General features: G+C 65.0%; 20 protein-coding genes. 6 read left to right on the forward strand and 14 right to left on the reverse strand.

The features are described from left to right. Positions 1-88: 88 nt before the first annotated feature. Genes NUV89_RS16540 through NUV89_RS16565 form a run of 6 tightly spaced genes read right to left on the reverse strand, consistent with a single transcriptional unit; the run spans position 89 to position 7,188 of the window. Positions 89-1,558, reverse strand: coding sequence for an ABC transporter ATP-binding protein (locus NUV89_RS16540; protein ID WP_257782173.1), 1,470 nt, complete (start codon positions 1,556-1,558; stop codon positions 89-91). Then, on the reverse strand, positions 1,555-2,391 hold the full coding sequence (locus NUV89_RS16545; protein ID WP_257782174.1) for an ABC transporter permease: 837 nt from the start codon (positions 2,389-2,391) through the stop codon (positions 1,555-1,557). Before NUV89_RS16545 ends, NUV89_RS16540 begins: the two co-directional genes overlap by 4 nt. A gap of 5 nt (positions 2,392-2,396) precedes the next feature. Next, a complete protein-coding gene (locus NUV89_RS16550; RefSeq protein WP_257782175.1) occupies positions 2,397-3,557 on the reverse strand; it encodes an LLM class flavin-dependent oxidoreductase in 1,161 nt (386 codons plus the stop codon). Between the two features lie 47 nt (positions 3,558-3,604). Next, positions 3,605-5,833 carry a TonB-dependent receptor gene (locus tag NUV89_RS16555; protein WP_257782176.1) on the reverse strand — a complete coding sequence of 743 codons (2,229 nt, stop codon included), beginning with the start codon at positions 5,831-5,833 and terminating at the stop codon, positions 3,605-3,607. 4 nt (positions 5,834-5,837) lie between these two features. Further along, positions 5,838-6,887, reverse strand: a complete 1,050-nt coding sequence (locus NUV89_RS16560) for an ABC transporter substrate-binding protein (protein ID WP_257782177.1) — start codon at positions 6,885-6,887, stop codon at positions 5,838-5,840. A 52-nt stretch (positions 6,888-6,939) separates the two neighbouring features. Further along, a complete protein-coding gene (locus NUV89_RS16565) occupies positions 6,940-7,188 on the reverse strand; it encodes a hypothetical protein (RefSeq protein ID WP_257782178.1) in 249 nt (82 codons plus the stop codon). On the opposite strand from NUV89_RS16565, the gene NUV89_RS16570 reads away from it, so the two are divergent. Both NUV89_RS16570 and NUV89_RS16575 read left to right on the forward strand, forming a co-directional pair. After that, positions 7,187-8,404, forward strand: a complete 1,218-nt coding sequence (locus NUV89_RS16570; RefSeq protein ID WP_257782179.1) for an acyl-CoA dehydrogenase family protein — start codon at positions 7,187-7,189, stop codon at positions 8,402-8,404. The genes NUV89_RS16565 and NUV89_RS16570 overlap by 2 nt on opposite strands. Before the next feature lie 83 nt (positions 8,405-8,487). Further along, a complete protein-coding gene (locus NUV89_RS16575) occupies positions 8,488-9,024 on the forward strand; it encodes a sterol desaturase family protein (RefSeq protein WP_257782180.1) in 537 nt (178 codons plus the stop codon). Here NUV89_RS16575 and NUV89_RS16580 read toward each other — a convergent pair. Beyond that, entirely contained in the window at positions 8,979-9,959 is a 981-nt protein-coding gene (locus NUV89_RS16580) for a LysR family transcriptional regulator (RefSeq protein WP_257782181.1), read from the reverse strand. The two genes, NUV89_RS16575 and NUV89_RS16580, sit on opposite strands and share 46 nt — an antisense overlap. A 110-nt stretch (positions 9,960-10,069) precedes the next feature. Between NUV89_RS16580 and NUV89_RS16585 the strand changes: the two genes are divergently transcribed. Beyond that, entirely contained in the window at positions 10,070-10,282 is a 213-nt protein-coding gene (locus NUV89_RS16585; protein ID WP_257782182.1) for a DUF2790 domain-containing protein, read from the forward strand. Here NUV89_RS16585 and NUV89_RS16590 read toward each other — a convergent pair. The 7 genes from NUV89_RS16590 to NUV89_RS16620 all read right to left on the reverse strand — a co-directional run bounded on the left by NUV89_RS16590 (position 10,279) and on the right by NUV89_RS16620 (position 17,660). After that, positions 10,279-11,535 (reverse strand): OprD family porin, encoded by a 1,257-nt coding sequence (locus NUV89_RS16590; protein WP_257782183.1) that lies wholly within the window; start codon positions 11,533-11,535, stop codon positions 10,279-10,281. The genes NUV89_RS16585 and NUV89_RS16590 overlap by 4 nt on opposite strands. A gap of 40 nt (positions 11,536-11,575) precedes the next feature. Further along, positions 11,576-12,910, reverse strand: coding sequence for an MFS transporter (locus tag NUV89_RS16595; protein ID WP_257782184.1), 1,335 nt, complete (start codon positions 12,908-12,910; stop codon positions 11,576-11,578). A 41-nt stretch (positions 12,911-12,951) separates the two neighbouring features. Next, the gene (locus NUV89_RS16600; RefSeq protein ID WP_257782185.1) at positions 12,952-13,713 is read right to left on the reverse strand and encodes a 1,6-dihydroxycyclohexa-2,4-diene-1-carboxylate dehydrogenase; all 762 of its coding nucleotides are present in this window, start codon (positions 13,711-13,713) and stop codon (positions 12,952-12,954) included. A gap of 10 nt (positions 13,714-13,723) precedes the next feature. Further along, a complete protein-coding gene (gene benC / locus NUV89_RS16605; protein ID WP_257782186.1) occupies positions 13,724-14,746 on the reverse strand; it encodes a benzoate 1,2-dioxygenase electron transfer component BenC in 1,023 nt (340 codons plus the stop codon). A 10-nt stretch (positions 14,747-14,756) separates the two neighbouring features. Beyond that, positions 14,757-15,245 (reverse strand): benzoate 1,2-dioxygenase small subunit, encoded by a 489-nt coding sequence (benB, locus tag NUV89_RS16610; protein WP_257782187.1) that lies wholly within the window; start codon positions 15,243-15,245, stop codon positions 14,757-14,759. After that, entirely contained in the window at positions 15,242-16,618 is a 1,377-nt protein-coding gene (locus NUV89_RS16615; protein WP_257782188.1) for a Rieske 2Fe-2S domain-containing protein, read from the reverse strand. The genes benB and NUV89_RS16615 overlap by 4 nt, the downstream gene beginning before the upstream one ends. Before the next feature lie 85 nt (positions 16,619-16,703). After that, on the reverse strand, positions 16,704-17,660 hold the full coding sequence (locus tag NUV89_RS16620; RefSeq protein ID WP_257782189.1) for an AraC family transcriptional regulator: 957 nt from the start codon (positions 17,658-17,660) through the stop codon (positions 16,704-16,706). Positions 17,661-17,928: 268 nt separating this feature from the next. On the opposite strand from NUV89_RS16620, the gene NUV89_RS16625 reads away from it, so the two are divergent. From NUV89_RS16625 to NUV89_RS16635, 3 genes are read left to right on the forward strand one after another with little or no spacing between them, the layout of a single operon-like run. Then, positions 17,929-19,296, forward strand: coding sequence for a cytochrome C (locus NUV89_RS16625; RefSeq protein WP_257782190.1), 1,368 nt, complete (start codon positions 17,929-17,931; stop codon positions 19,294-19,296). Continuing rightward, positions 19,293-19,805, forward strand: a complete 513-nt coding sequence (locus tag NUV89_RS16630; protein WP_257782191.1) for a sorbitol dehydrogenase — start codon at positions 19,293-19,295, stop codon at positions 19,803-19,805. The genes NUV89_RS16625 and NUV89_RS16630 overlap by 4 nt, the downstream gene beginning before the upstream one ends. Further along, a complete protein-coding gene (locus NUV89_RS16635) occupies positions 19,802-22,012 on the forward strand; it encodes a GMC family oxidoreductase (protein WP_257782192.1) in 2,211 nt (736 codons plus the stop codon). Before NUV89_RS16630 ends, NUV89_RS16635 begins: the two co-directional genes overlap by 4 nt. The last annotated feature ends 103 nt before the right edge of the window (positions 22,013-22,115 follow it).

The raw sequence follows: 22,115 nt of genomic DNA on the forward strand, positions 1-22,115 counted from the left end.
AATACGGTGTGTCAGTCAAAGATACATTCACTGATCCACCGCTTTCGCGAGCAAGCCCGCTCCCACATTTTTAGCCCGCGTACATCCGTTAAATCAACTGTCCGGCCTCGAGTGTCACCACCCGATCCGCAATCGCCCGCACCACATTCAGGTCATGGGTGACAAACACCAACACCATCCCCTCCGCCTGCAAACCCCGCAGCAATTCGAGGATTGAAGCCTGCACCGACACATCCAGCGCCGAGGTAATTTCATCGCAAATCAGCAACCTCGGCTCGCACACCAACGCCCGGGCAATCGCCACGCGCTGGCGCTCGCCACCGGACAAGCTGCCGGGGTAGGCATCGGCAATCGCCACCGGCAAGGCCACGCGGGCCAGGGCTTGCTCGATACGCTCGCGCAATGCCGTGCCGTGCAGACCGAAGAAGTGCCGCAGTGGCGTGGCCAGGCTTTGCGCCACGGTGTGACGCGGGTTCAACGCGCGCAGGGGGTTTTGGAAGATGTACTGGATGCGCCGCCGTTGCTCGGACGAGCGTGCGCCGACCTCGAGACTCAGCGGCGCACCAGCAAATCGCAGGCGCCCTGCCGCTTCCTGGGCCAAGCCGACCAGCGCGCGGGACACGCTGCTTTTGCCGGAACCCGAGGCGCCGACCAAGGCCAGGCATTCGCCCCGGCGCACGTGCAGGCTCACCCCTTCAACCACGCGCCGCCCGGCATAACTCACCGCCAGCTCATCGACTTCCAACAACAGCGGCTGCTGCGCCAGGTCCTCCAGCGGCCGCGCCGCCAGCCGTGCCGCCGCCAGCAGGCGTTGGCTGTAGGGGTGTTGCGGCTGGCGAAACAACTGCGCGGTCTCGGCGCATTCCACCACCCTGCCGGCGTACAGCACCATCACCCGGTCGGCCAGGGACTCGACCACCCCCAAATCATGGGACACGTACACCGCCGCCACGCCCTGGGTTTTGCACAATTGGCGCAAGGCACTCAAGAAATGCGCCTGGGTGGTCACGTCCAGCGCGGTGGTCGGTTCATCAAGCACCACCACCTGCGGGCGCAGGATAAACGCCAGGGCGAGCAATACCCGCTGCTGCTGGCCGCCGGACAATTGATGGGCAAAGCGCTTGAGGAACCCCTCGTCATCCGGCAACCCCACTTGCTGCAAGGTGTCGCGCAGGCGCTGCTGGCGTGCCTCCGGCGACAGCTGTGGCGCATGGGCGGCCAGGGTTTCCTGCAACTGCCTGAGGATGCGCAGCGCCGGGTTGAGCGCCATCGCCGGGTCCTGGGGGATATAGGCGATCACGCCGCCCCGGGCCTGGCGCAACGCTTCGCCCTGCAAACCGAGCAGATCGCTGCCGGCGACCAGCACCTGCCCGCCACTGATGCGCGCGCCCTTGCGCACATGGCCCAGCAACGCGGTGGCCAGTGTGGTCTTGCCCGAGCCGGACTCCCCCACCAGGCCGAGGATTTCTCCCGCCTCCAGCGCAAAATGGATGTCGGCAACCACCGCCTTGCCGCTGTCCAGTTGCACCCGCAGGTCTTGCACACGCAGCGGCGTCATGGCGTGTGCTCCAGTACCCCGGCGCGCACCCGGCCGATGCCTTCGGCGAGCATGTTGCTGGCGTAGGCGAACACGCCAATCAGCAGCGCCGGCACCAGCACGGCCCAGGGTTGCAGGACCAACCCGCCCTGGTTTTCGCTAATCATCAGGCCCCAATCCGCCGCCGGCGGCGCCACGCCGTAGCCGAGAAAGCTCAGCCCCGACAAGATGCCGATGGCCCAGGTCAGCATGCTGCCGAAATGCACGAGCATGGGCGTGAGGATATTCGGCAGCACTTCGCGCAGCAGCAAATGGCGGCGCGGCAAGCCCATGGCCCGCAGTACTTCGATGAACTCCTGTTCGACCACGGCCTGGGTGCTGGCGCGGGTCTGGCGGATCATGCCGGGCAGGAACGCGAAGGCCACCGTCAGCACGATCAGCCACGGCTCGCGCCCCAGCAGCGAGACCACCAGCAGCACCAGGATCAGCTCGGGAAACGCCAGGGACAGGTCGGCGCTCCAGCGGATCAAACGGTCCAGCGGCCCCCGGGAAAACCCCGCCAGCAACCCCAGGCCCGCGCCCACCAGCAACGCCAGCGAGGCGGCCGCCAACGCCATCCACACCACGCTCCAACCGCCTACCAGCACCCGTGACAGCACGTCATGCCCGAGGTAGTCGTAACCCAGGGGCGCGCTGGTGCTCGGCGCGCCGTACACCGGGCCGAGCAGTTCACTCGCGCCATGGGGCGCCAGCAGCGGCCCGGCCAGTGCCAGGCCGATCACCAGCAGGCTCAGGCCGGCGCCGTGGCGCACTTGTCGATTGGCGGCCAAGGCACGCCAGGGTAAGCACAGCATCGGGCTCACCTCGTCGACAACAGCGGGATGTCGAAACCGTGATCCAGCTCCAGCAACGGGAACAGCAGGTCCGCCACGCGCTGCGCTTCATCGATCAGCGGATAACCCGAGAGGATGAACGCCGACACGCCCTGCGCCTGGTACTCACGCAAGCGCTCGGCCACCTGGGTGGCGCTGCCCACCAGATAGGTCCCAGCTGCCGGACGCAGGAGGTCGAAACCAAACAGGCTCGGCCCGACCCATACGTTGGGGTAGATCTCCAGCTCCCGCGCCGTGGGCAGACGGCCTTCGCGCAGGGTTTGCAGGTTGCGTTGCACCTGGGGATCGTCGCTGACGTACGTCTCCAGCGTTGCGCCGGGGGGCAATTGCCCGGCCACGCCGTCGAGGGCGGTTTGCAGGGAGGTGCGCTGCAACAACCGCTCGGCGTGGGCCCACGCTTCCTCTGCGGTCTCGCGCACGATGATCTGCAAGCGCGTGCCGAACCGCAGGCTGCGCCCACGCGTGGCTGCCTCGGCGCCGACGCGGCGGAACTTGTCCCCCAGGCGTGGCGGCGTGTCGGCAAAACTCAGGTACACGTCGAGCAGGTCGGCCGAATGGGCCACACCGGCGTCCGATGTGCCCGCGCCCCAGAACTCGATGGGCGCGGCTTGCGTCGGCGCCAGCCAACCGCCCAACGGGTGATCGGCGTCTGCCGGGTCGCGGGGGGCCAGGTTGATGTATTTACCGGTAAAACCCTGGGTTTCACCCGCGTACACGCTGCGAAAGGCCCGCCAGTATTCGCGGCTGAAGTCGTAGCGCTCGTCGTGGGGGAAATGCACCCCCAAGGCCGCCAGGCCGCTGTCATCGCCATTGACCAGGTTGAGCAGCAAACGCCCACCGGAATACTGGTCGAAGCTCAGCGCCCACTTGGCCAACACCGCTGGCGACAGTTCGCCGGGGTACTGCGCAATCAGAAACCGCAGGCGTTTGGTCGCATCGATCAACGCGGCGGCCGTGGCCAGGTTGGAATTGGGGCTGGTGCCCAGCAGCGAGCCGTAATAGCCAAGGCGGTCGGCGACCACGGCAATCTGCTTGAGCTGTTCGAAACCGGTCACCCAGCGCCCTGCTTCCTCCCACGGGTACGGGCCATCGGGGGTGGTGAGGTACCACAAGAGTTTGATCGTCATGCTTGTCTCTCCAAAAAAGGCTCAGGGATGCACGCCAGGGCATGGCCCTAGAAACGGGTCAGCGCACTGACACCAAAGGTGCGCCGGTCGCCCCGCGCGTCCCAGGCCACATCGAAGGGCAAGGGCACGCTGTCGGTCTTGTATTGTTTGTCGGTGAGGTTGTTGACGTAGGCCGTCAGGTCCAGGTCCAGGCGCCCGCCAAAGTGGTAGGTGGCGCTGGCGCTGCCGAGCGTGTAGCCGCCTTGGGACACGCTGTGGTCTTGCTGGGCGGTGGGCAGGAAGTAGATACGGCTCTGGTAGCGCCAGTCGCTGCCGAAGTTGAGCGCGTCGCCGTTGTCCAGCGGGATGCGGTAACTGGCGCCCACGGCCAGGGTGCGTGACGGCGACCGGGCGATGCGGTTGCCGGAGTAATCGACGCCGCCGGATTCGAAGTCCTGCAACTCGGTGTGCAACAGGCCCGCCGAGGCGTTCAGGTGCAGGTTGGTGAGCGGCAGCGCTTCAAGTTCGAACTCGGCGCCGCGAATCACGCCCTTGCCGCTGTTGGTCAGCAGCGACACCACCTGGCCGTCACGCACCGACACGGCGTTGACCTGGATGTCCGAGTAGTCGTAGTAGAAGACGTTGGCGTTGGCGGTCAGGCGCTCATCAAACCATTCACTCTTGATCCCCAGTTCGTAGGCATCGACGTTTTCCGGTGCCACCACCGACGCTTCGGCCTGCACCAGCGCGCCGCCGCTGAAACCACCGGAGCGGAAGCCCTTGGCATAACGCAAGTACACCCGGGCGTTGTCGTTGAGCTGGTACTCGGGGGTGATGTCGTAGGTGAGTTTGTTCCAGGTGCGTTTTTCGTCCTGCACCACGGTGGTCGCCAGCGGCCCGGTGTAGTGCTTCCACCACTGGTCGGCGCTGGCGAACGACACTGAGTCGCTGCCCGGTGCGGCCACGCGTTGCAGGTCGATGTCCTTGGTTTCGCGGGTCCAGCGCAGGCCGGTGGTGATGCTCAAGGGCTCGCTGACCTGCCAGGTGGTGCTGCCGAAAATCGCGAAGCTGTCGGTGCTCTGGTCAATCGAAGTCTTGCCGTAATCGGCAACGCCATACGCCTGGTTGTAGTCGGCCGGCAGCAAGGCACTGCTGGAAGCGCTGTCCAGCTGTTCGTGGAACAGGTGGGTGCCGACGATCCAGCTGACCGCCTGGTGCTTTGCCGAGGACAGGCGCAGTTCCTGGGACGCCTGCTTCCAGTGGTCATCGGAATAGGAGCGGCCGAATTCGTAAATGCTCATGTTCGGACCCTGGGCTTTTTCCTGGATGTCGTCGAACGCGGTGATCGAGTCCAGTTGCAGCTCGCCCAGGTCCCACTTCAACGCCAGTTGCACGCCGTTGTGCTGGATGCGGTCGTCGGCCTTGCCGGTAAACGCGGCGTGGCCGGTGTTCGGCTTGGGCGCCGGGCCGAACAACGTGTTGCCGCCCGCCCCTGCGCCCCAGGCGCGGGTGGCGATGCCCTGGCCTTTGTAGTCGCGGGCATGCAGTTGCAGGGTGGCTTGCAGGTCGTCGTTGATCTGCGCCAGCAGTTGCAGGCGCAGGGCTTGGTCGTGGATGTCGCCCACCGTGTGGCCGTCCACCTGGTTTTTCAGTTGGCCGTCGCTGCTCTGGTCGATGAACGCCACGCGCCCGGCCAGCTTGTCCTTGAGCAAGGTGCCGCCGTAGGCGCCTTCATACAGCTGGGCGTTGTAGTTGCCGGCATCGGCCTTGAAGTAGCCCGCAGGGTCTTCGAAGGTCGGTTTGCGCGAGACAAAGTTGATCGCGCCGCCGGTGGTGTTCTTGCCCCACAGGGTGCCCTGGGGGCCACGCAGGACTTCAACGCGTTCCATGTCATACAGCGGGAAACCGGTGGCCACGTGGGGGTCGATGTACACGTCGTCGGTGTAGATGCCCACCGGGTACACCGTGGTCGAGGCCATGTCGCCGGAGCCCATGCCTCGGATATACCAGCGCGGCCGCTGGTGGCCGGCGAACTCCGGCGCGATCGCATTGGGCACGTTGCGCAGGGCCTTGCCGGCGCTGAAGCCGCCACCGGTGCTTTCGATGTCCTTGGCGCTGACCACGGAGATCGCCGAGGGCACGTCCTGCAGCGATTCTTCGCGTTTCTGCGCGGTGACGGTGACCGTGGGCAATGCCTCGTTGGCCACCGGTTCGGCGGCGGTGGCCAGTTGACCGTGCAGCGCCAGGGCCCCGGCAATCGCCCAGGCCAGGCGGTTGAAGCGAAAGTGTACGGGCATGGGCTTACTGTCCTTGGCTACGGTTGAGCAGTGCGCGGGCGTCTTGCAGCGGTTGCGGGGCGACCCACTGGGCGAGGTCGAAATCGTGCTCGAGGAAGCCGTGGCGGTAGAGGAAGTTCTTTTGCAGCGCCAGGTAGTCCAGGCGCTCGGCCGACAGGTCCGGGTGCAGCGAGGTGTGGAAATCCCCCCGATAAGCCGCCTCGACACCGGCACTGGCGGCGCGGGTTTCTTCGGCGAGGATGGTGCGCAAGGCGTCGAGGTTCTGCGCGGCCCAATCGGCAGCACGCAGGGTTTGCGCGAGGAACCGCACCACCACGTCGTAGTGCTCGTCCAACAGGTTCTGGTGAATGGTGATCGGGCGCGGCGTGCCGTTGTTAATGCGCTGGCGTGGCGTGGCCACCTGGTCGAGGTCGATGCCCACCACCAAGCCCAGGCGCTGCGCGGCGTCGGCGGCCGAGGCGCCTTTGACGTACACCGCATCCACCTCACCGCGCACCAGGTGGTCGAGGCCCGACCACAGGCGCTGCAAACCTGCCTCGGGCGGCAGGCTGTCGTCACGCGGGTGCAGGGCCACTTCCACCAGGTCCACATCGCTGAAGTCCAGGCCGGCCAACGCCAACGCGCCCTTGTAGCCGGACAGGCTCATGGCGCGGGCGATGCTGCCGGGGCGATCCCCGGCTTCCCAGGCCGGCAGGGCCAGGCGCTTGCCGCGCAGGTCGGCGGGCGAGCGAATGCCCGAGTCGGGACGCACAAGGATGGTTTGCCATTCCTCGATCCAGGTCAGGCCGATCAACCGCGTCGGTGTGCCGGCGCCGCGTGCGGCCAGGGCCGGCACGTTGCCGCCTTCACGAAACAGGCCCGGCAGTTCGTGATCGTAGTGATGACGGCCCAGTTGCAGGGCGTCCTGCAAGGTGGCGACGCGGATACCGTCGCGGGCGAACTCTTCGCCCAGCCAACCGAGCTTGAAGGCAATACCGGAAGCGGTGGGCACCGGGCAACGGGTGAACCACAACGTGTCCAGGGTGGAAGGAGGCAAGGCAGCGGCAATGGGCATGGGAACTCCGGTCAGCACAAATGAAAGACCCGTTAGCGGGTAGATGGGCAGCTCATCGCAACGACCATGCCAACCAACTATCTAGCTGATTTATAAAGAGTTTATTTGATATCGAAGTTTCAGAAAGCGCCGACTGCTGCCAGCGCAGCAGGCCACCAGCAGCCATTGCTGCCAATGCCACAACCCGCGCGATTGGGTGGCGCCAAAGCCCCCTGCGCATGGGCCAATGCGCGCTGGCGCAGAACTTGCTCAGGGCTGGCGTGAGTGTTTTTTTCATCTGCCCAACGAGACGTTTACCCATGAGCGACATCGCCCTGCCCCTACGCACCGAACGCCAGGCCCTGGACGCTGCCCGCGCGGCCGCCCTGCGCATCGCCGAGCTGGCCCGCGACCCGGCGAACAACGAGCAAATCCCTGCCCGCCAGGCCCAGTGGCTCTCCGATTACGGGCTGACCGCCATCGGCGTGCCCACCGAATTGGGCGGTCTTGGCGCCTCGGTACACACCCAGGTCGAGGTGGTGCGGATCATCTCCACGGCCGATGGCGGCGTCGGCCAGTTGCTGCAGATTCACTACGTGATGCTGCGCGGCATCCTTGAGGACTACAGCGCCACGGCACGCCAGCGCATCGTCAGCGACGTGTTGGCCGGCAAGCGCCTGGCCAACGCCCTGGCCGAAGTCGGCGGGAAAAACAAATTTGCCTTGAAGACCCGCGTTGAGCGGCGCGCCGACGGGCAACTGGTGCTCAACGGCAGCAAGTTCTATTCGACCGGCGCCTACCTGGCCGACTGGATCTGGCTGGCCGCCGCCTCGGAGCAAGGCGGCGCCGGCATCTGGCTGCACCGCGACACCCCGGGCCTGACCCTGGTGGACGACTGGCGCGCCTTCGGCCAGCAGCATTCGGTGAGCGGCACGGTGCGCTTCGACGAGGTGATCCTCGACCCCGATTTCGTGCTGCTGCGCGAAGGCCCGATGAAACGCACCGGCCTGACCTTCCCGCAGATCCTCCACGCCGCCATCGATACCGGTATTGCTGCCGGCGCGTTGCAGGCCGGCGTCGACTACCTGCGCCAGCATGCCCGGCCGTGGGTGGAGAGTGGCGTCGACCACGCCTATGAAGAACCCCACGTGATCCGCCAGATCGGCGAATTCGCCGTGGCCCTGCGCGCTGCCGAATCCCTGCTGCGCGACGCCGCCCGGCTGTTTGACCAGCATCTGCTGGATGAGCACGACACGGTCCTGCAAAGCGAGCTGATCCTCGCGGTGGCAACGGTGCGCGCCCACTCCGACAGTGCCGCGCTGAAAATCTCCAGCGAGATCTTCGCCCTGCTGGGCGCCAGTTCCGCCCTGAGCAAATGGAACCTCGACCGTTTCTGGCGCAATGCGCGGGTGCACACCACCCATGACCCGATCCGCTGGCGTCTGCACCACGTCGGCAATTACTACCTCAACGACGTGGACCCCGGCGAATACACGGCGATCCTGGCCAAAGGTGAACAGGGCCGCAAGACCGGTTGAGGGTTGCTGCAAGGAAGCGCCAATGTGTGCTCCAATCGCCGCCGATTCGCCCCAACCATCGGCACTACAAGGATATTGCGCACATGGCTGCTTCCAATAAATGGCTGATGTCGTCAGTCGCATATTACCTCGACTTTTTCAGCGTCCCGCTGTTTATCGCCCTGGCCCTCTACCTCGCGCCATTTGACGCCGGCCTGGCGCTGCTGGGCCTGCTGGCCTGGACGCTGGTGGAGTATTCGACGCACCGCTTCCTGTTCCACTCGCTGTATCGCCGCGAGCATTGGACCCACCATGTCGACGTGCTGGCCTATATCGGTGTGTCGAGCTGGAAGACCAGTTCGACCTTCGCCGCCCTGCTGCTGTTTGCCTGGTACACCGGGCTGACGTCAGTGTTTATCGGCGCGCTCAGCGGCTACTTCTTCTACATTTCCCTGCATTACGTGATGCACCGCCCCGAGCACTGGGCTTACCGCTTTATCCCCGGGTTGGTGGCCAACCACGACCTGCATCACCGCAAGGGCATCGAGAAAAACTTCGGGGTGTCGTCACCGCTCTGGGACCATGTCTTTCGCAGCTACCTCCGCGCCGAATCGCTGAGCGCCGAGGAAAAACCGGCCTGAGCCGTGGGCCGCGCATATGCCGGGTCGTCAATCACCCGCACATGCTGGTCCAGCAGCAAGGGCAGCTGCGCTTGCAGGAACTCCACCCAGGTGCGCACCTTGGCATCGAGGAAGCGTCGCGACGGGTACAGCGCGAAGATGCTGCGCTCACGCAGGCGGTGCTCCGGCAACAGGCGCACCAGCGAGCCGTCCTGCAATGCCTGATGCACACTGAACAACGGCAGCAGGCTGATGCCCATGCCCTCCTGGGTGGCCTTGACCATGGCGTCGGCCACGTTGGTCCTGAAGGTGTCACCCGGGGCGATGGCCAGGTCGCCCGCCGCGCCTTGGAACAGCCAGGCATCTTCCTGGAAGTCCTGCAAGTGCAGGCGCCGGTGTTGCATCAGTTGCTCCGGCTGCTCGGGCACGCCGTGCTGAAGCAGGTAGCGCGGCGCCGCGCAGGGCACGCTGAACAACTGGCCGAGCGTTTGGCTGACCAATGCCGAGTCCGGCAGTGAACGGGCAATCGAGATCACCACGTCGTGGCCTTCCTCCAGCGGGTCCGGGTTGTGCTGGGACAGGCTCAGCTCGATGCACACGTCGGGGTAACGCGCGCTGTAGCGCGCGATCAAGGGTGTGATGAGCACGCCCAGCCCGCTCATGCAGTGCACCCGCAGGCGCCCGCGCGGGTTGAGGTGGGCGCCGTGGGCTTCGGCTGTGGCCTCGCGGACGTCTTCCAGAATGTCACGACAACGCAGCAGAAAACGCTCGCCGGATTCGGTGAGGCACAGGCGTCGTGTGGTGCGTTGCAGCAGGCGCGTTTGCAGGTGCTTCTCGAGGTCGGACACCAACCGCGACACCTGCGCGCCGGACAGGTCCAGGCACTCGGCGGCGGCAGCAAAGCTGCCACTGTCCACCACCCGTGCAAACACCTGCATGCCGTGGAGCAGGTCCATCAGCGCGGCCCCGTGATTGCTACGTAAAACGTATGAGTCATTTACCCGCTCCTGTCTTTAACCCTGGGCTGTGCTGGCTAAACTGAAGCCTACTGACAGAGGGCCATCCCATGAATATCAAGTGTTGCAGCCTTATCCTGCTGTTCGCCGCCAGCGGCGCGTTCGCCACCGACGGCGTGCCGGATGTGCAGCGTGTGGTGTCCGTCACTGCCGTGCCCGGTAGTTGCCAGGTGGAGCCGGCCACCCTGGTGTATCTCGACAGCCAGGGTGTGCGGCACACCGTCGATTACCTGGTGATGGGCACGTGCCAGGGCGGCGTTTAAAGCAGGGTCCAGGTGTAGCTGAAGATCAGCCGGTTCTCGTCGATATCACTGCGGTAGTTGGAACGCGCCATCACATTGCGCACACGAATGCCCAGGCCGCGTAACACGCCGCTTTGCACGGCATAGCCGATGTCGAGGTCGCGCTCACGGTCGCGGCCTTCGTAACCCGCGCCGGTGGTCACGTTGTCGCCGCTGATATAGCGCAGAGTGGTAATCAACCCAGGCACGCCGAGCGCGGCGAAGTCGTAGTCATACCGCGCCTGCCAGGAGCGTTCGTCGGTGTAGGCGAACTCGTACGTGGGCACCTCGTTGCCCAGCGGCGTGACGTTGGCAAACACCCGGGGGAACGCACTGTCGCCGTACATGGCCTGGTAGCCGACATACACCGTGTGGCCGCCGTGCCGCGCCGATAGCAGCGAGAAAAACGCGCGGTTGTCGATCTTGCCCAGGCGTTTTTCGCCGTCTTCCCGCGCCGTGTAGTAACCGAGGTTGGCACCCAGCAGCCAATTTCCCAGCGGCTGGCTGTGCTTGAGGCCGAGGAAGTTCTGCGCGTAGATGTCTTGCAGCTCGCCACGCCACAGGCTGACGCTGGTGCGGTTGGCGTTGAAGGCGTAGTCACCGCCCACATAATCGAAGGCATCGCTGTCGGCGCTGCGCTGCGGCACGTGGCCGAGCATGGCGAGCATCTTCTCGTCACCGGCTTCGTTGCGCAGGCTGGTGGTAGTCAGGTGGCCGGCCTGTAGCGTGAGGCCTTTGATCTCACTGGAGCTGATATTCACCCCTTGATAACTCGGCGGCAGCAAGCGGATGTCGCTGAAGGCCAGCACCGGCAGGTTGGGCTGCAATTCGCCGACCTTCAGCTCGGTCTCTGACAGCCGCGCCTTGAAGGTCAGGCCCAGGCGGCTGTAGTCGTCTGCCGCGCGACCGTCGTCCTTGACCGGCAACAAGCCGGTATTGACCCGGTCCGGGCTGCTGTCGAGCTTGAGGCCCAGGGTGCCCAGCGCATCCAGGCCAAAGCCGACAGGCCCCGGGGTATAGCCGGATTTGTAGGTGAGGATAAACCCCTGGCCCCACTCCTCGGCCTTGGACTGTTTATTCGCGCCGACGATGTCGGAGAAGTCGCGGCTGAAGTAATAGTTGCGCGCTTGCAAGGTGGCGCTGGAGCCTTCGAAAAAGCCGCCCTCGGCCGCCGTCGCGGCGAGGGGCATGCCGAGTAGAGACAGCCAGAGTCGCTGGGTGGTCTGCTGATTCATGTCGTTGCTCTTTTAATTGTTGTTATCGACGATGGGGAATTCAACGCGCGCCAGCCGCCTCCAGGCGCTCGCGCGGCCGGCGCACATTCAGGGCGTAGGTCAGCATCGCCAGCGCCGCGATTGCGCCGGGGATGGCAAAGACCAGGAAGTTCAGTTGCAACGGCAACTCCGCCGACATCAACGCGCCCCCCAGCAACGGCCCGACGATTGCGCCATTGCGGCCGATGCCGGACGCCCAGCCCAGGCCGGTGGCGCGGATGGACAAGCCATAGAGTTGCGCGGCGGCGGCATACAATAGGATCTGCGTGCCGATGGTGGTAGCGCCCGCGAGGAAGATCAGCAGGTACAGGACCGGCATCGGGCTGTTGATCCCCAATAGGCTGATGGACACCACCCCAGTGAGGAAGAACGCAATCATGACTTTTATCAGGTTCAAGCGGTCACCCAGCCAGCCACCCACCAGCGCCCCGGCCATGCCGCCGAGGTTCAGGGCCACGAGGAACGACAGGCTCGAACCGAGGCTGTAGCCCGCGCCGGCCATCAGCTTTGGCAGCCACGAACTCAGCGCGTAGACCATCAGCAGGCAGCAGAAAAACGCGACCCAGACCATTGCCGTGCGCACGCCCAGGCCGTGGCGGAACAACTCCACCACCGAGGCGCCCTTGGCTTTCACATCGTTGAGCACCAGCTCATCGCCCGCCTCGATCCGCGTGCCCGGCGACAGGCGCATCAGCAACCCCCGCGCCTGTTCGTGGCGACCCTGGCGCACCAGGAAGCCGATGGATTCCGGCAGCCAGTACACGATGATCGGCAACAGCAACAACGGCACAGCCGCCGCGAAAAACATCGACTGCCAGCCATAACTGGGCAACATGAAAATCCCCACGCTGGCCGCGAGCATGCCGCCCAGGGAATAGCCGCTGAACATCACCGCCATCAGGGTGCTACGCAGTTTTTTCGGCGCGTATTCGTTCATCAGCGCCGCCGCATTGGGCATCAGCCCGCCACAGCCGAGCCCGGCGATAAACCGGCAGATACCGAACTCCGTCGGGCTGCTGGCAAAGCCGTTGACCACCGTGGCCACGCTGAACAGGGCGAAGCACACGGCGATGCCTTTCTTGCGCCCGAAACGGTCCGCCAGGCTGCCAAAGACCAGCGCGCCGAACATCATGCCGAACAGCGCATAACTGCCCAGCGCCCCGGCTTGCAAGGGCGTGAGCCCCCACTCTTTCATGATGGACGGCAGGACCACGCCGTAGATGAACAGGTCGTAGCCGTCGAAGATCAGCAGCAAGGCACACAGGCCCACCACCATCCAGTGGAACCGGCTGAAGCGGGCATTATCGATGATTGAATGAACGTCATGGGTACGCATGGCAGTGCTCTCTTTATTGTTGTTGTGAGTGCAAAGGAGGCTCAACCCAGGTCGCCGCCTCCTACGGGCAGGGTCACGCCGGTGATGTAGGAGGCTTCGTCAGAGGCGAGGAACAGGATCGCGCCGGCTTGTTCGTCGATGCTGCCGTAGCGTTGCATCGGGCTGCTGGCGAGGGTCTGGTCGACGATCTGTTGGTACCACACGCGCTCCTGTGCGGTTTGCGCCTGGCTGTTGCGCGGGATTCGCCGCGGCGGTGCTTCAGTGCCGCCGGGGGCGGTGGCGTTGACGCGAATGCCGCTGCCGGCGGTTTCAAAGGCCAGGCACGCGGTGAGGGCATTCACCCCGCCCTTGGCCGCGCCATACGGCACGCGGTTGACACCGCGCGTGGCAATCGACGACACGTTGACGATGGCGCCACTGCCCTGCGCCAGCATGTAGGGCAACACGCAGTGGCAGCACCACAACGTGGGGAACAGCGAGCGGCGCACTTCGGCTTCGATTTCGGGCGCGGCGTAGTGTTCGAAGGGCTTGGCCCAGATGGTGCCGCCAACGTTGTTGACCAGGATATCGATGCGCCCGAAACGCGCCTGGGCCGCCGCCATCACCCGCGCGCAGTCGGCGTGTTGCTCCAGGTCGGCGGTAAGGATCAACGCCCGTTCGTGCTGCAATTCATGCACGAGGTCCGAGCGGTCCACGGCGACCAGCCAGGCGCCCTCCTCCAGCAAACGCTCGGCAACGCGCCGGCCAATGCCTTGGGCGGCGCCCGTCACGAGCGCCACCTTGTTGTTGAACCTTGGATTCATAGGGGCCTCCTCAGGCGGCATCGCCGGTGACGATGGCGTTGGGCGTGAATTTCTCGTAGTGGAAGCTGGCCGGGCTCACGCCCTGGCGCTTGAAGTACTCGCGCACGGCATCGACCATCGGCGGCGGCCCGCACAGGTACACGTCGACGTCACCGTCGTGGAGCGCTGCGCCGGGCATGTGCTGGGTGACATAACCCTGGCGTGGGTGCGCGGTCTGCGGGTCGGCGACACAGGTGACCACGCTGAGGTTCGGCAAGCGCTGGGCAAAGCCATGCAGTGCCTCGAGCATCACCAGGTCCTGGTCGCGGGTCACCCCGTAGATCAGCGTGATCGTACGCGCCTCCCGGCGTTCGGCGAGCACTTCAAGCATCGACAGGAACGGCGCCAGCCCGGTGCCACCGGCCAGCAGCAACAATGGCCGCGCCACCTCGCGCAGGTAGAAACTGCCCAGTGGCCCGGTCATCGAGACCGCGTCGCCGGGCTGGGCGTGGGCCAGCCAGCCGCTCATCAAGCCGCCCGGCACCTGCTTGATGAGGAAACTCGCGCGGCGCTCGCCGGGGCGGCTGCTGAAGGAATAGGCGCGGGTCTGGCCGCTGCCGGGCACGCCGATAGTCACGTATTGGCCCGGCAGGAACACCGGCGCTTCGTGCAGTTCGAAACTCACCTCCACGGCTGCATCGGCGTGGTGGGTGATGCTGGCCAGCGTCGCGGCAAATTGTGCGGTGCCGGTCTTGCACGCGCTGGACGGCACCGGCACGGCGATCACGCAATCGGACTGCGGCACCATCTGGCAGGTGAGTACCTGGCGTTCCTCGGCTTCGGCAGCGCTGAGGGCGTCGTCGATGTAGTCGTCGCCCAGGTCGTAGGCGCCGGTTTCGCAGCGGCACTTGCAGGTGCCGCACACGCCGTCCGAGCAGTCCATGGGCAGGTTGATACGTTGGCGAAAGGCCGCGTCGAGGACCTTCTCACCCACCTTGCAGTCGATGAAACGAGTCACCCCGTCCTCGAAGTTCAGGGCAATGGCGTACGTCATGGGGGCGTCCTCAGATGTGATAGATGTCGATAACCTGATGGATGTAGTCGTTTTTCAGCACCACCTTCTTGCGTGTAATCAGCGGCTGCTCGCCGCGCAGGTCGAGGTGATAGAACGAGGTGCCGAAGTACGTGTCCGTGGTCTTGTAGCGGTGGCTGAGGGTTTGCCAGTTGAACCGCAAGTGCACCTGCGCGCCGTCGTCGGCCAGCACTTCGAGGTTGGTTATCAGGTGCGCGGTGCGCGGCTCTGGCGTGCTGGCACTGGAGCGTTCGGTCTTGATGCGGAACACGCGGTCTTCCAGGCCGTCACGGCTGGGGTAGTAGATCAGCGAGATTTCGCGCTGCGGGTCTTCGGTGAGGGTGTCGTGGTCGTCCCACGCCGGCATCCAGTATTCGACCTTGGACGAGTAGCACGCCAGCCACTCGTCCCACTGGCGATCATCCAGCAGGCGCGCTTCGTAGTAGAGAAAGTCGAGCAGGCGGTCACGGGAGGCGCTCATGACAGCACCGCCTTGTCGCTGGCGATCAGGTTCTGTTGCTCGCGCTGGATGGCGCGTTGCAGGCTTTGTGCCCAATGGGCGTGCTGGCGCACAAACAGGCCTTCGTCTTCGGTCTTGATCCCGCTGAGCTGCGGCTGCATGCCCATGGCGCGGGCGTTTTCATCGGCACCTTCGACCCATTGTTTGGCGCCACGACTGAGGTCGTTCCACAGGGTGGTCGCGCCCTGGTAGCCGGTCTGGCAGGCGCGGAATTCTTCCAGGTCATCCGGGGTGCCCATGCCGCTGACGTTGAAGAAATCTTCGTACTGGCGGATGCGCGTGGCGCGTTCCTCGGCACTTTCGCCGATGGGCGCCATGCAGTAGATGGTGACTTCGGTCTTGTCCACCGCGAGCGGGCGCACCACACGGATCTGCGTGGAGAACTGGTCCATCAGGTAGACGTTGGGGTACAGGCACAGGTTGCGCGTCTGCTCGACGATAAAGTCAGCACGCTCCCGGCCCAGGCGTTCGGCAAGCGCCGCGCGGTGGGCGTGGACCGGGCGCACTTCGGGGTTGAGCAGGCGCGTCCACAGGAGGATATGCCCGTGCTCGAAGGCGTACACCCCGCCGAGGCTTTTCGACCAGCCGTTGGCGTCGACGGTGCGGGTGCCTTCGGCTTCGTAGTTGCGCCGGCCCATGGTCGCCGAGTAGTTCCAGTGCACCGAGCTGACGTGGTAGCCGTCGGCGCCGTTTTCGATCTGCAGCTTCCAGTTGCCGTCGTAGACGTAGGCGGAACTGCCGCGCAGGACTTCCAGGCCGAGGGGCGCCTGGTCGACCATCTGGTCGATGATTACGCGGGTTTCACCCAGGTAATCGCTGAGTTCCGGCACTGTCTCGCTGAGGCTGCCAAACAGGAAGCCACGGTAGTTTTCAAAGCGGCCCAGGCGTGTGAGGTCGTGGGAGCCGTCGCAGTCAAAGCTATCGGGGTAGGCGCCGGTCTTGGCGTCCTTCACTTTGAGCAGCTTGCCGGCGTTGCTGAAGGTCCAGCCGTGGAACGGGCAGGTAAACGAACCTTTGTTGCCTTGTTTGCGCCGGCAGAGCATGGCGCCACGGTGCGCGCAGGCGTTGACCAGGCCGTGCAGGGTGCCGTGTTTGTCGCGGGTGATGACCACCGGCTGGCGGCCGATCCAGGTGGTGAAGTAGTCGTTGATCTCGGGCACTTGGCTTTCGTGCGCCAGGTAAATCCAACCGCCTTCGAAGATGTGTTTCATCTCCAGGGCAAACAGGTCGGGGTCGGTGAAGATGTCGCGGCGGCAACGGAAGACCCCGGTGGCGGGGTCTTCCTGGACGGATTCGCCGAGTTGCCGGGCGAGGCGGTCGAGCGTGCTTATCATGGGGTAGGCCCTCGGTTGTTCTTGTATCAGGCGCCTTCACTCTAGGGGCACGCTGCAACCGTCAATATCCGCTGGCTGCAAATCGCTATCCGCCGGGCGCGCGGCGTTTCCACGTCTGCGACGGCAACTCGCCAAAGCGCTTGCGGTAGGCCTCGGAAAACCGCCCCAGGTGCACGAAGCCGTGATCCAGCGCCACCTCGGTCACGCTGCGCGCCGTGGCCAGTTGCAGGCGTGTGTGCACGCGCTCCAGCTTGCGTTGGCGCACATAGTCACGCGGCGACAGGCCGACCTGGCGTTCAAACAGGGTATAGAGCGAGCGCTCGCTGACCTTGGCGGTGGCCATCAGTTGTTCGACGCTGATGTCTTCGGTCAGGTGCTCCTCGATGAACTGGCGCACCGCTTCGAACCCGCCGCCCTGCGCCACGGGCGGGACCACGCGCAGGACATTGCTGGCCAGCAGCGCCAGCAGTTTGTTCGCCACGATGCGCTCGTAGAGGCCCTGCACCTCGGGCTCGGCGGCGTTTTCCGCCTCGTGGCAGATCAACCCCAGCAGTTGCAGGAAGCCGCTCATCTCACTCAGGGCATGGCGCGCCGTGGCAAAACGGATGCCCTGTTGCGGCAAGGTCCAGCGCTGTTCCAGGCAGGCGTTTTCCAGCAGGCGCACCGGCAACTTGATGATGAATTTCTCGCAGTCGGCGGAATAGGTCAGGTCCACCGGGTCATCCGGGTTGATCAGCAGGATCTCGCCGGGCTGGAACACCTGCTCGACGCCACGGGCATTGGAGCGGCAGTGGCCGCTCAGGAGGATTTGCAGGTGGTAGATGGTCTGCAACGCCTCGGACGTGACCTGCACCGGCGCGCCGTAGCTGATGCGGCACAGGTCCAGGCTGGAAAACGTGCGATGGCTGATGCTCGCCTGCGGGCGCCCGCGCGGTGGCAGGCGAATGCAGTGGCTGCCCACGTGCTGGTTGACGTAGTCGGAGACCGCGTAGGCATCGGCACGTTGGAAGATCTGGCTGCGCTCACTCAATAGCACGGTCATGGTTGCGCCTCTTTTATAGTTATTGGGTGCAGGCTGACGCCTGGGGGGTGTGGCCGTCCAATATGGATAAGGTCTCAATGAATACCCAGCGGGTATTGACGTGTCTAGTGCGTCACGCAGTGAGCAATTGGACTTATTACGAAACAATCTAGCCGCCCATACACCGGCCTGCGCCGCCTTATCTACGCTCAGCAACGTGCCAGGAGGCGTATTGAAGAGTCCATGACGGACCCACTGTCTCCTGGCGCCTGATGCCTAGGAGATCACGATGAGAAAGGAAACCCATCGCCCCCGGCCTGGGTTCGGCTGCGCGCTGTTCGGCGCATTGCTGAGCCCGCTGGTCGTCGCGGCCCCCACGCTGTCTACGCAAATCCCCTTCGATGTCACGGCCACCCCGCCGTTTTCCCTCACCAGCCTGCAACAGAACTTCGACGAGATGTCGTGGCAGACGTTTATTGCGCTGAACTGGCCAGCCCTGGCCGACGGCAACCCCAATTCCGGCGTGCAGATCGGCCAGCAGGACGCGGCCACGGTGTGGGAAGGCTACCGGGAGAGTTACCAGATCTTCCTGCCCGAGGGGCGGAAGCCGCAGCCATTTCGCGCACCGGCGGCCGTGCCGCCGGCCTGTGAGGGCAAGGGTTCCGGGCGCTTGCTGCAACAGATGGGCAAGGTCCCGGACGTACTGGACGAGTTTATCCAACCCTTTGAAAGCGGCCCGCTGGTGGACCAGAGCGGCGTGTACACACGCAATGAAATCGTGGTGAACCAGTCGATGTTCGACGGCATCGTCAACAACGGCCTGTACAGCGTGCAGGGCCAGCAGGCGTTTTTTGCCGCCAGCCCGACCAATGCGGTGGCGTTCAGTTGCGGCAACCCGAGCACCAGTGAGGTGGGCTCGATCATGGTCAAGGCCTCGTGGAAGGTGCTGGACGGCGACGATAAACCCGGCAGTTTCCACACCGTCGATGCCTTGGTGTATACGCCGGGCAACAGCGACCCGAGCAAGGGGCCGGTGGTGGCCGAATCCTGCACGGCCGAGCCGGTGGGCCTGGTCGGCCTGCACATCGTGCACAAGACCACCAGCGCGCCGCAGTGGGTGTGGTCCACCTTCGAGCACGTCGACAATGTGCCGGAAAACACCACGCCTCCGGCCGAGCGCAAGGGCCCGTACCTGTTCTACAACGCCAGCAGCCACGCCGAGGTCAACCAGCCGCCGCCACGCCCGTGGAACCCGGCCGTGAAGGCGACGCCGTCGCAGATCGTGCGCGAGATCCCGCTGACCGACGCCACCAAGACGCTGAACAGCACCTACCAGACCTTGCTGCGCACGGTGAACCCCAACAGCGTGTGGGCCAACTACCAGTTGATAAGCACCCAGTGGCCGACCCTCAGCGGCCAACCGCCGTGCCAGATCTCGGCCACCGTGCCCCTGGGCAAGCCGGCGCCGTCGTTCCTCGCCAATGCGACGCTGGAGACCTACATCCAGGGCAGCGTGCCCCAGGCGTCGTCCAGCTGCATCGCCTGCCACGGCAATGCCGCGACCCACGTCACGCAGTCGCCACGCACCAGCTTCGCCGACTTCACTTACCTGCTCGAACGCGCCCAATCCACCGGGGCAACAGGGAGCCAGCCATGAGTACCGACCTCGAGAACTTCACCGGCCTGAGCGTGGTGCTCACCGGGATCAATCAGGAACTGCTGGCGCCCTCCGTGGACCCCATCGGCCTGCCCACCACCTTCCTCAATTTCATCGGCCCGCGCCTGGGGCAGAACGTGCTCGGCGCCCTGCTCGGCCAATACGCGTCGCTGCTGGCCGAGCAACAAACGCCGCAGCAGATCGGCACCGCGATCCTTATGCAAAACGGCCAGCCCGCCGCCACGCAAACCGCCCAGGCGGCGCGCGCGATCATGAAACTGTGGCTGCTCGGCGTGTGGTACCAGCCGTATACCCAGGGCGCATTCCCGGCGAATGAGCAAACCGTGGTCAGCGCCGAGGCCTACACCCAAAGCTGGGCGTGGAGCATCGCCCAGGCGCACCCGATGGGCTACAGCGAGTTCTTCTTTGGCTACTGGAACAGTGCACCGCCGAGTCTTGAGGAGTTCACCGGGGTTACCGCCAACAGTCAGCCAGGAGCCTCATCATGAGTACCGAACAAGCGGATGTAGTGATCGTCGGTGCGGGCCTTGCGGGCAGCCTGATTGCCTATCAACTGGGCCTGGCTGGGGTGAAGGTGCTGGTGCTGGAGTCCGGCCCGGAAATCCCGGCGAACCGTAACCAGTACCTGGAGCGGTTCTATACCGCCACCCTGAAAACCCCGGAGTCGCCCTATCCGCCCGTCAGCACCCTGAGCCCGGCGCGCAACCCGGCCGAGCAGAACGCACCGCGTGCGACCATCGCCGACCTGATCCTGGGCTGGAACAACCCCGACGTCAGCTACCTGGTGCAGAAAGGCCCGCTGCCGTTTACCAGCACCTACGAGCGCGTGGGCGGCGGCACCACCTGGCATTGGGTGGCGACATGCCTGCGCATGCTGCCCAATGACTTTCGCCTGAAGTCGCTGTACGGCGTCGGCGTGGACTGGCCGATCAGCTACAACGACCTGCAAAGCGCCTATTGCCGCGCCGAGGCGGAAATCGGCGTGGCGGCCAACGTGGCCGACCAGGGCTACCTGGGCATCACCTTCCCCGCCAACTATGAGTTCCCGATGACCAGCATCCCGCTGTCACTGGTGGACGGCAGCTTCGTCAGCGCGGTGCAGGGCCAGTCGTTCCAGGGCTTGCCCTTGGTCGTCAGCCCGACCCCGGCCGGGCGCAACTCCCAGCCCTATGCCGGGCGCCGCGTGTGTGCGGGCAACACCAACTGCACGCCGATCTGCCCGATCCAGGCCAAGTACGACGCCACGGTGACGATGAACAACGCGCTCAACACCGGCAATGTGCGCATCCTGTACAAGACCGTGGCGAGCAAGGTCACCGTGGCGGCGGACAAGACCATCAGTGGCATCGAGTTCATCCAGTATCAGCTGGGCGACGGGCCGGCGACCGGCACCGGCGTGGCCATCGGGCAGCGTTATGTGATCGCTGCGCATGCCATCGAGACGCCCAAGCTGCTGCTCAATTCCACCAGCAGCGCCTGGCCCAACGGCGTGGCCAACAGCAGCGGCCAGGTCGGCCGCAGCCTGGCGGACCACCCGATCTACCTGGCCTGGGGCTTGATGCCCGAAGGCAAGACGGTGTTCCCGTATCGCGGGCCGGTGTCCACGTCGGGCATTGAAAGCCTGCGCGACGGGGCGTTTCGCAGCCAGCGTGCGGCATGGCGGATCGAGATCGGCAACGAAGGCTTCAACTGGCCGATTGGCGACCCCTACACCACCGTCGCCGACCTCATCGATGGCAGCAACGTCAGCCGCACCAACCCGTTGCCCGACACGGGCGGCACTTCGCAAGTGCTGTTCGGCACGGCGCTGGTGCAACAGTTGAACAACCTGCTGACCCGGCAATTTCGCGTGGGCTTCCTGGTGGAGCAAGTCGAGGACGACCCGAACAACGCCAACTGCTATATCGTGCCGTCCAGCCAATACAAGGACCGCCTGGGCATTCCGCGCCCGGAGATCCACTACGACCTGTCGGACTACACCAAGGAGGGCTTCAAGCAGGCGCGCATCCTCGCCAGCCACGTCATCACCGAACTGCTCGGGGCTACTGAACTGACCGCCGACATCCCGCCGGGGGTGTTCGTCTACCAGGGCGAATCCTATTCGTTCCAGGGCGCCGGGCATTTGATGGGCACCTACCGCATGGGTGCCGATCCGAAGACCTCGGTGGTGGACAAGTACCAGCGCAGTTGGGACCACGCCAACCTGTTCCTGGTGGGTGACGGCGTGTTCCCCAGCACCGGCACGTCCAACCCGAGCCTGACCATCGCGGCGCTGTCGATCCAGGCCGGCGATACCCTGTGCAACGACCTCAAGGCCGTGACCGTGCAGGTGCAGGCCAACCAGCCGTGGCAAGGCAGCGGCGTGCAGATCAGCGGGCCGAGCCCGCGCCTGGTGCGTTACGTGAGCGGCAAATGGCTGGCGAGCCCGGTGGGCGGGATGGTGGATGGCAATGGCAGCCCGGGGTTGGTTGCCAAGGCGGGCTATACGTTGCCGGGGGCCAATGAAGGTGCGTTGATTGGGCGTGTGGGCAGTGGGGGGACGCCGTTTTTGGTGGGGGATTTGGCAGAGGTTCCGCCGGGGGAGACGGGGGAATTGCAGCTGTGTATCAATGATGATCTGGAGGGTAGGTATGGGATTGGGCTGGGGGATAACCAAGGGGCGCTGACGGTGCAGGTGGGGTTCGGCACTTTGTAATACGCGGAGATCCAAATGTGGGAGCTGGCTTGTGTGGGAGCGGGCTTGCTCGCGAATGCGTAGTGTCAGGCAATGAACCTGGCACTGACACACCGTATTCGCG

Source organism: Pseudomonas sp. 18.1.10 (assembly GCF_024655625.1).
Classification (GTDB): domain Bacteria; phylum Pseudomonadota; class Gammaproteobacteria; order Pseudomonadales; family Pseudomonadaceae; genus Aquipseudomonas.